2 protein-coding genes are annotated in these 1542 nt (G+C 73.2%); both read left to right on the top strand.

Annotated features, from left to right (window positions below; all coding sequences use genetic code 11):
• The first annotated feature begins 366 nt into the window (after positions 1–366).
• Positions 367–1203, top strand: a complete 837-nt coding sequence (locus UWG_RS0100360; RefSeq protein ID WP_016905214.1) for a glycosyltransferase family 2 protein — start codon at positions 367–369, stop codon at positions 1201–1203.
• Positions 1200–1542: glycosyltransferase family 2 protein (locus UWG_RS29225; RefSeq protein ID WP_033195892.1), on the top strand; the 343-nt coding region annotated here is incomplete at its 3' end. The genes UWG_RS0100360 and UWG_RS29225, both read left to right, overlap by 4 nt.

Raw genomic sequence — 1542 nt, 5'->3', positions numbered from 1 at the left:
GCCCGGCCCCGCCGGTCCCCGGACCGGCGGACGGCAGGCATCCGAGGCGGCGCCGCGACGCGGCCGCGCATCAGGGGGCCGGGCGGCTCCGGCACCGCAGGGTGCAGGGCCGTCCGCGCGATGCGCGGGGCGCGCGGCGTGGGAGGGCTCAGTACGCCGGGGATGCCGCGGTGCGGGGCGCGGTTGGGGGGTGCCGCCTCCCGTCGGAGGGCTCTGGGGAGTCCGGCCGGCGGTCGGCGGGCCGCGCCGGACCATGCGCTCGACCGGGCTCCCGCGTCCCGCGCGGAGTCCAACCCCCCTTTCGCACCGGACAGTTGCGGGTCCGCGGCGAGGCCGCGGTCCACCGGACGAGAGGGAAGACGAGGAATGAGCTTCGTTACGGACCAGCCGGCGGAACCCTCGGGCGAGGCGCTCGACCACACCCGGAAGCGGGTCTACCACCCGGTCTCCTCGCATCTGGCGATCACACCGCCGGTGAGCGTGGTGATCCCCGCCATGAACGAGGCCGAGAACCTGCCGTACGTGTTCAGCACGCTGCCCGACTGGATACACGAGGTCGTCCTGGTCGACGGCGACTCCACGGACGACACGGTCGCCGTGGCCCGGCGGCTCCGCCCGGACGTGAAGGTCGTCCGGCAGCGCGGCAAAGGCAAGGGGAACGCGCTCATCACCGGCTTCGCCGCCTGCACGGGCGAGATCGTGGTGATGGTCGACGCCGACGGTTCCGCCGACGGCACCGAGATCGTCGCCTACGTCTCCGCGCTCGTCGGCGGCGCCGACTTCGCCAAGGGCTCCCGCTTCGCCGAAGGCGGCGGTACCGACGACATGACACCGATCCGCAAACTCGGCAACCGCCTCCTCACCACGGTCGTCAACCGCAAGTTCGGTGCCCGCTACACCGACCTGTGCTACGGCTACAACGCCTTCTGGCGGCACGCCCTCGACCGCATCACCCTGGACTGCGCCGGGTTCGAAGTGGAGACGCTGATGAACATCCGCATCGTCAAGGCCGGCCTGCGCGTGCAGGAGATACCGAGCCACGAGTACGAGCGCATCCACGGGACGAGCAACCTGCACGCCGTCCGCGACGGCCTGCGCGTCCTGCGCGTCATCCTCACCGAGCGGGGCGGCCGCAGGCGCCGTGTACGCGCCGCGGTGATCGGCGGCGCCACGCTCGGCGGGACAGTGCGGGAGGGCTCGTGAGCGACGGCGCGGGCAAGGTCCCGGCCCCGCCCCCGGTCTCGGTGGTCATCTGCGCCTACACGGCGGCACGTTGGCAGGACACCAGGGACGCGGTCGACTCCGTCCTGCGGCAGTCGCAGCCTCCGCTGGAGACGCTCCTCGTCGTCGACCACAACCAGGAGCTCCACGACGCCTTCGCGACCGAGTACGCGCGCAACGCAGCGGTGCGGGTACTCCCCAACTCGGGACCCCGCGGCCTCTCCGCCGGCCGGAACACCGGCATCGCCGCCTCGCGCGGCGAGGTCGTCGCGTTCCTCGACGACGACGCGGTCGCCGAGCGGGAGTGGCTGCGCCGGCTCA

The sequence above is a fragment of the Streptomyces xiaopingdaonensis genome (assembly GCF_000262345.1).
Taxonomy (GTDB): domain Bacteria; phylum Actinomycetota; class Actinomycetes; order Streptomycetales; family Streptomycetaceae; genus Streptomyces; species Streptomyces xiaopingdaonensis.
The sequence above is the reverse complement of the archived record's forward strand: the minus strand, read 5'-3'. Positions and strand labels throughout refer to the sequence as shown.

What these genes read in the sequence shown, in the direction of transcription:
- UWG_RS0100360 (WP_016905214.1), top strand. Translation starts at nt 367, where the DNA reads ATGAGCTTCGTTACGGACCAGCCGGCGGAACCCTCGGGCGAGGCGCTC.